Source organism: Paraburkholderia sp. JHI2823 (genome assembly GCF_038900695.1).
In the GTDB taxonomy this organism is placed as follows: domain Bacteria; phylum Pseudomonadota; class Gammaproteobacteria; order Burkholderiales; family Burkholderiaceae; genus Paraburkholderia; species Paraburkholderia mimosarum.
In genome coordinates, this window is the sequence record NZ_JAYMRY010000050.1 from 35,601 (window position 1) to 43,731 (window position 8,131).

2 protein-coding genes and 2 pseudogenes are annotated in these 8,131 nt (G+C 59.0%); all 4 read left to right on the forward strand.

What is annotated here, in order from left to right; translation table 11 throughout:
- The first annotated feature begins 499 nt into the window (after positions 1–499).
- Positions 500–5,944, forward strand: a complete 5,445-nt coding sequence (locus tag VSR34_RS33330) for an AAA family ATPase (RefSeq protein WP_342964658.1) — start codon at positions 500–502, stop codon at positions 5,942–5,944.
- 155 nt (positions 5,945–6,099) lie between these two features.
- Positions 6,100–6,410, forward strand: a pseudogene (locus VSR34_RS33335) (IS3 family transposase); the annotation flags it as partial.
- A 613-nt stretch (positions 6,411–7,023) separates the two neighbouring features.
- Entirely contained in the window at positions 7,024–8,010 is a 987-nt protein-coding gene (locus VSR34_RS33340) for a transposase (RefSeq protein WP_342964657.1), read from the forward strand.
- A gap of 15 nt (positions 8,011–8,025) precedes the next feature.
- A pseudogene (locus VSR34_RS33345) lies at positions 8,026–8,131 on the forward strand (IS5/IS1182 family transposase); the annotation flags it as partial.

Consider the following 8,131-nt stretch of genomic DNA (forward strand, 5'->3'; position numbering starts at 1 on the left):
TTTGTGCCTTGTCGAATAGGGAGGCGGAATGGGCTATGGAACGGTTTTGCCGAGGTTGTTGGGTTACTTTCCGTCCCTTAAATCGAGCAAAAAGACCGATGAGCAGCGAATTGTTGAGCGCCCGTCGACTTCTATGGCTGCGAGGAACGAGTGCCTGGCACCGATACTCGAGAGTTAGGCACTGGCCGTGGTGGAACTGACGTCGCGCGACTGCATCAACGCAAACAACGGACGGGGATATCGGCTGACCGCAATCAACCCAGCCATCAGCATGAGATAGGTACTTTGTAACGGATTTCCTTCTCATTGCGACCGTGCGATACAGTTGCTATTCGCGGCCCCTTGTCGCATTTCGGATAAGTGCTGCCCTATATGTGATGACACCGAGCGCACGCGCTTCGCCGCGCAGCTTTTACAAGTTCCAGGCAGAATCGACAGACGAATAGGGCCTGCTCCCTTGGTAGCACTAAGGGTGAAGCCTCATATTAAATGGCGGCAGATGAACTCTCCACACGGCTCCGACACGGGCTCAAGTGTCCACATCATGTGGGAGGATGAAGAACGCACGTTCTGCCGCGTGCGGTCCCCTCGCGGTACCGGCAGTGTGCTGGTTGTGCGTCCCGCCGACGAAAATCACTCAACTGCCCTCATGGAGCGCCTCACTCACGAGTTCGCGCTGAAGGAGCAGCTCGACGGTACATGGGCAGTGCGCCCTATCAAGTTGGTACGCGAAGACGCACGGATGACGCTTGTGCTCGAAGATCCGGGTGGCGAGCCACTCGAGCGACTGATGGGTGTGCCTGTCAGCGTGGAAAACGTCTTGTGCCTCGCCGTCGACATCGCCTCGACGTTGGGGAAGCTTCATCAGTGCGGTATCGTTCACAAGGACCTCAAGCCAGCTCATATTTTGGTTAGCTGTACAGACGGTCAGACGCGGCTCACTGGATTTGGTATCGCTTCGCGGCTGCCTCGCGAGCGGCAATTACCACAGCCGCCCGAAACGATCGCCGGCACTCTCGCGTATATGGCGCCCGAGCAAACCGGGCGAATGAATCGCTCGACCGATTCGCGCAGCGACCTCTATGCATTCGGAGTCATCCTCTATCAATTGTTCACGGGAGCTTTGCCTTTCACGGCCACCGAGCCCATGGAATGGGTGCATTGTCATATTGCCCGGAAAGCTGTGCCGCCGCGCGCGCGCTCAGATATGATTCCACCCGCCGTCTCGGAACTCGTCATGAAGCTGCTCGCGAAGACCCCCGAGGAGCGTTATCAGACTGCGGCGGGTGTCGAGCGTGACCTGCGCCGATGCCTTACCGAATGGCAACGTCAAGGCCACATCAATGACTTCTTGCTTGGCGAATACGACATGCCCGACCGCCTCCAGATCCCCGAGAAGCTGTACGGGAGACAGAGTGAGGTCGACTCCCTGACGGCTGCGTTCGAACGGGTGGTCAGCACCGGGACGCCTGAACTCGTGCTGGTTTCCGGTTATTCGGGGATCGGCAAGTCCGCAGTCGTCAGTGAACTGCATAAGACACTGGTGCCATTACGCGGCCTCTTCGCATCAGGCAAATTCGACCAGTACAAGCGAGACATACCGTATTCGACCCCCGTGCAGGCTTTTCAGGGCTTGGTGCGGTCGCTCCTCGGCAAGCCAGACACGGAACTGGCAATCTGGCGTGACACGTTGGTCAGGGCACTCGGTCCAGATGCGAAGCTCGTGACCGACCTAATCCCAGAGTTAAAGCTCGTCATCGGTGACACAGCGCCAGTCCCGGAGCTTGAGCCTAACCAGGCGCGGCGCCGCTTCGAACGCGTCTTCCAGCGCTTTATCGCTGTTTTTGCACAAAAAGAGCATCCGTTGGTACTCTTTCTCGACGATCTGCAATGGGTCGACACCGCGACGCTCGATTTGCTCGACAATCTTCTCACACGCTCGGGTCTTCAATACCTCATGCTGATCGGCGCCTATCGAAGCAATGAGGTGAATGTCGGCCATCCACTGCCGCGCAAGCTTGAGATGTTAAGGGTGGCAGAAGCACGGCTGGACGAAATCGCTCTCGCGCCACTCACTCGTGAGTATGTTGCGCAGCTTATCGTCGAAGCACTTCACTGCGAGCCAATACGTGCAGCACCGCTTGCACAGCTCGTGCATGAGAAGACAGCGGGCAACCCTTTTTTCGTCATCCAGTTCCTGCATGCGCTCGCCGATGCCTATCTGATTAGCTTCGACCATGATACGGCATGCTGGTGCTGGGATCTGCCTCGCATCCGCGACAAAGGGTACGCCGACAATGTGGTGGACCTGATGGTCGCGAAACTGGCGCGTCTGCCTTCGGAAACGCAGCGCGCGTTGCAGCAACTCGCCTGCCTTGGCAACACCGCCTCGCTTGCGATGCTCAGGAAGGTTCTTGGCGTCTCAACGCAGGGAATCAGGGCGCTGCTGCTACCGGCAGTTGAGCAGGAGCTGGTCGGGCAAGTGAAAGATATATACGCGTTTGTGCACGACCGGGTACAGGAAGCCGCCTATTCACTGATTCCAGGTGAATTGCGTGCAGACACCCATCTGCGTATCGGGAGGCTGCTCGCGGCACAAACTCCCGCAGACAAACGGGAAGAGGCAATCTTCGAGATCGTAAGTCAGCTCAATCGTGGCGCGGAGCTGGTGACCAGCAGGCAGGAACGCGAACAACTGGCCGGCTTCAACCTAATCGCCGGCAAGCGCGCCAAGGCGTCAACGGCCTATGCGTCGGCGCTCTCTTATCTCGCAGCCGGTTCGGAGCTCCTCACGGACGACTGCTGGGACTGCGGGCACGAACTGATTTTCGGGCTGGAGTTGAACCGGGCCGAATGTGAATTCCTCACTGGGCGGCTTACGGACGCACGAGTGCGGCTCGCCACGCTATCCCGCCGGGCGACAACCACCGTCGAACAGGCGCTGGTCGCGTGTCTGCGAATGGATGTCTACCTGACGCTCGACCGGAGCGATCGCGCTGTCGACGTCTGTCTCCAACACCTCCGGGAAGTCGGTATCGAGTGGTTAGCGCACCCGCAAGAAAGCGACGTACAGCGGGAATACGAAAACATCCGCTCACTGCTTGCTGGCCGGCCTATCGAGGCGCTCATCGATTTACCATTGATGACGGACCCAGCGTCCCTTTCGGTGGCCGATGTACTGAGCAAGCTGCTGCGACCAGCCTGGTTTTTCGACGCGAAGCTTGCGGCTCTAGCCATATGCAAATTGATCAGCCTTAGTCTACAACATGGCAATTGCGACGCGTCGTGTTTTGCGTATGTTATGTTCTCCAGGGTTGCTGGACCACGCTTTGGCGATTATCACTTCGGGATCCGGTTTGGCCAACTCGGATTTGATCTCGTCGAGCGCCGCGGACTCAAACGTTTCGAGGCAGTGACGTATCTCTGCTTCGCGCTCTACGTCTTGCGCTGGACGAAACATGTTCGCTTTAGCAGCGAGGTGCTGCGCGACGCGTTTGAGGCAGCTGCCAGGACCGGCGACCTTCCGTCCGGCGCATATACGTGTTGCCATATCATTTCGGACCACCTTTTCGCTGGTGATCCGTTGATCGATGTGCAGCGCGAGGCTGAACAGGGCCTTGCTTTTTCCATGAAGTCACGTTTCGGCCTTGTCGTAGATAACCTCTCCACACAACTCGCGCTGATTCGGATGCTCCGCGGCTCTACACTGAAGTTTGGTCGCTTCGACTATGACGAATTCAACGAGCTTCGTACCGAGCAGCATTTGTGCGGTAACCCAGCACTCGCGACTGCAGCGTGCTGGTACTGGGTCCGAAAGCTGCAAGGGCATTACCTTTCTGGCGATCATGTAGCCGCCGTTAACGCGGCATCGGTAGTTCAGCAGCTACTCTGGAGCTCCTCGTCACACCTGGAGGAATGCGAGTACCACTTCTACGGCGCGCTCGCCCTGGCCGCACATTATGACCATGCACCAGCCGACGAGCGACGGCGGCACCTCGATGCCATCTATGCACATTGCCGGCAACTGGAGTTATGGGCGAATCAGTGCCCGGCGAATTTTGACAACCGCGCCGCGCTACTGCGCGCCGAGATCGCGCGCCTAGAATGCCGTGACGTCGACGCTATGCGGCTCTACGACGAGGGCATCCGCCTGGCGCGTGCCAACGGCTTTGTACAGAACGAAGCGCTTGCCAACGAACTCGCATCCAAATTCTACGCGGCACGCGATTTTGTCAGGATTGCCCGCGCTTATATGCTGGACGCTCGCCGCAGTTACCGACGCTGGGGCGCTGAAGGCAAGGTGCGCCAACTCGACGAACAGTTCCCGCATCTCATGGACGAAGACCGAGTGCCCGGGCCAGGCAACACGATCGGCGCGCCGGTCGAACATCTCGAACTTGCTACCGTGATCAAAGTATCGCAGGCAGTTTCAGGAGAAGTCGTTCTTGACAGGCTGATCGACACAATCATGCGCACGGCAATCGAACAAGCGGGAGCACAGCGGGGGTTGCTGGTTCTTTCGCATTCTGGCGAGCATTGGGTCGCAGCAGAAGTCAGGACGGAGGACGACAAACCTTGCGTGCAACTGCGCAATGCGCGGGTGAGCGCGAGCGTGATACCCGAGTCGATCTTCTACCATGTACTGCGTACCAACGAGAGCGTCATTCTCGACGATGCGGTGAGCGAGACCACATTCGCTACGGATCCTCATATCCGGGAGCATCACACCCGCTCCGTTCTCTGCCTGCCGTTGATGAATCAGGCTAAGCTCACCGGCGTCCTGTACCTCGAAAACAATTTGACCACCCGCGCTTTTACGTCGACCCGTATTGCGATACTCCGACTCCTCGCCTCCCAGGCAGCGACTTCTATCGATAACACCCGGCTTTATCGGGACCTGGCAGAACGCGAGGCCAGAATCAGGCGGCTCGTTGACGCCAATATCATAGGCATTATCGTTTGGAACGACGAAGGCGACGTCTTCGAAGCCAACGACGCCTTTTTGCGCATGGTGGGATACGAGCGCGAGGATGTGGTGTCCGGTCGCCTGAGCTGGAGGGATCTGACGCCCTCGGATTGGCGCGAGAACAGCGAACGGGCTCTGGCACAGCTTAGGCATGACGGATGTGTTCCACCAACCGAGAAAGAGTACACTCGGAAGGATGGCACTCGAGTGCCGGTCCTGGTCGGCCGGGCCGCGTTCGACGCGAGTGGAAAGGAAGGCGTTGCTTTCGTCATTGACCTGACCGAGCGCAAGGAAGCAGAACAACGCTTGCGTGAGTCCTACGAAATGCTACGTGAACTAACCTCATATCGCGAGACGGCTCGCGAAGAAGAGCGCAAGCACATTGCGCGGGAAATGCACGACGAACTTGGGCAACACCTCACTGCCCTTCGTCTTAGGGCGTCGGTATTGCGCATGCGCCTCGGCGATGATCGCCCGGAATTGGTTGAGCAAACCCAAGCGCTGATTTCGCTTGTAGACGAAACGATGCAGGTCGTAAGGAGCGTTATCACGTCTCTACGTCCAGCGGCACTCGATACCGGGATTGCGACTGGGCTCGAGTGGCTCGCTGCGGAGTTTAACCGCAACTGCCGAACAATCTGCCACCTCCACTTGCAATACGAGGATATTGTCGTCAGCGAGGATCGCGCTATCGTCCTGTTTCGCCTCGTCCAGGAGGCGCTAACCAACGTCGCCCGTCACGCGGCGGCCCGTCAGGTGATCGTTACGTTGGGACGAGCGCCGGACGGGTGTGTCCTGGAAGTGTGTGACGACGGACAAGGATTCGATGTCTGTGCAACCAGAAAGAGATCGTTCGGACTGGCGGGAATGGAAGAGCGTGTTCTGATGCTTGGCGGGGAGATCGAGATCATCAGTTCGCCGGGAGCCGGTACCACAATCAAAGTCAGAATTCCGGAAGATCCGGCGGTACCGATATAAGTGTGCCAAGGCAAAGGTGCGCCGAGAACGCCGATCAGCAAGGGGAGCGAGCAATCAGGGTTACCCCGATTCCGGGGATAGAACGAGGCGCATTGGACGGATGCACCCGCTGATCTTTGCCCTACTGCTCGCAGGTGTGTTTCGCTCGAACCCTTGAAAACATCATCAACCGGGTTTTCTAGGCGGCAGCCCCGAATGAGAAGTGGCTGACTGACCGAGTTTCAGATGCCGGCTGGCAAGGTGTATCTCTCACCCTAATCGACTGTTTCGATGGGTTGGTCATCAGCTTGTCGATACGTAGGCGTCCGGATGCTGATCTTGTGAACACTATGCTGGATGCAGCGATGCAGCCATCGAGACGGTGGCCAATAGCAACGAGCGGTCTGTCGTCCACTCTGGTCGCGGTGCTCGCCATCGCCGGCGGCGACTCTCCCGCATGAGCGACGCGAAGCTGACTCGCTCGATGTAGCGCAAAGGGTGCTCTGCCGACAATGCGGCCGGTTCGGCCGAGTGCGCCGATGAAGGTCGCGGCGTCGCGGCTCTGGCCACCACCGATCTGATTCCCGAGTACGCGCCAACCAGCGCGCCGACCACGGTTCCGGTAATGCCCGAAGTATCCATCGCGGTACTCAAAACCAGATGCTTGAGATGCTGCCGTAAGCTGTTGCGGCGGAGGCGGCGGCGCATAGGCAGGTTGCTGCACAGTGCCCGGTTGCGCGTAGGCGAGCTGGCTACACGCAGGCGCTGCATACTGGCCCTGGTAGCCTTGCTGCGGGCCACAAGGCGCGTAGCCTCTGTCAACGCATGCTGACAACGAAAGACTCGCTCCAAAGACAAGGCGCGGCGGTGAGGCCGGACTTGGTCGAAAGAGTAGTATCACGGTATGGTTTCGGGCCCGTGCGCCCCAATGCTCTCAACTTAAGCCCCGGAAGTGCTTGTATTGTATACGAGGCGTAGGACCTGTAAACTTCACACCATAACTTCCTGATAAATCAACGATATGAACTCAAATACCGGCGTCTTCCCGACTTCTGGCTGAGTTCTCCGATTTCCTGTTCGATCCAGCGCTCGCTGAGCGCGTGCGCCGTACTCCCACCGCCTTTACCCGCAATCGCACGCTTACATTGCCGCGCATGACCGCGATGATGATGTCGGCCATGCGTACCAGCGTGCAGGCCGAACTCGACAGCCTGTTTGGCACGCTCGGCGAGCACGGCGGCCGCACCCGCGCCGTCACTGCACAGGCCTTCAGCAAGGCGCTTCGGGGACTCTCGGCCGATCTGTTCGAACTGGCCCGTGCCCGCCTGATTGCACTTGCCCAACCCCATCTCGATTCGATGCGCTGGCACGGCCTGCGCCTGGTTGCCGCCGATGGCAGCCGTCTGCGCGTGGGCACGCGTCGCGGCCATGAACTGTGCGCCGATCACTACGCGTTTGCGCTGTTCCTGCCGGGGGCCGAACTGACCCTGCACGCCGCGCTTCATCCCGCCGACGGCGCTGAGCGGCAGATGCTGTTCGAGGCGCTGGACGCACTGCAACCGCGTAGCGATCTGCTGCTGCTCGATCGCGGCTACATCGGCAACACGATGGTGGCTGCGCTCGTACACCGTGACATTGCTTTCTGCATGCGCGTCGATGCCCGTAACTGGAAATGCGTCACCGCGTTTGCGCGCAGTGGTGAAGCCGAGCACGTAGTGACGCTGGCGGCGCCCAGCGAGCTGGATGCCTGCGACTATGAACTGGCGCGCATGCCCAGCACGGTGCGCCTGATTCGCGACGTCACCCCCAGCGGCCGCATGCATGTGCTGATGACCTCCCTGCTTGATGCGCGGCGCTACCGCGCTGCGGCATTCGGTATGCTCCATCATCAGCGCTGGCCGTTCAAACGCCTGAAGCACCGGCTGCGACTGGAGGTCGTCACGGGTCTGGACTATTGGCTCTGCAGCAGGACTTCGGCGCAAAAATCCTTGCTGACAACCTGTGCACCTTGCTCAGCGATCTTGATGTGCCGCGCGAGAAGGCATTGGACAGTCGTCCTAGGGCGTGTTCACACTAATTGCGTTTGATCGTATACTTCGGTGATGGAAATCACCGAAGCCCAATATCAACGGATCGAGCATTGCCTGCCACGACAGCGGGGCAATGTCAGCTTGACGAACCTGCAGGTGCTGAATGCGATCCTTTACG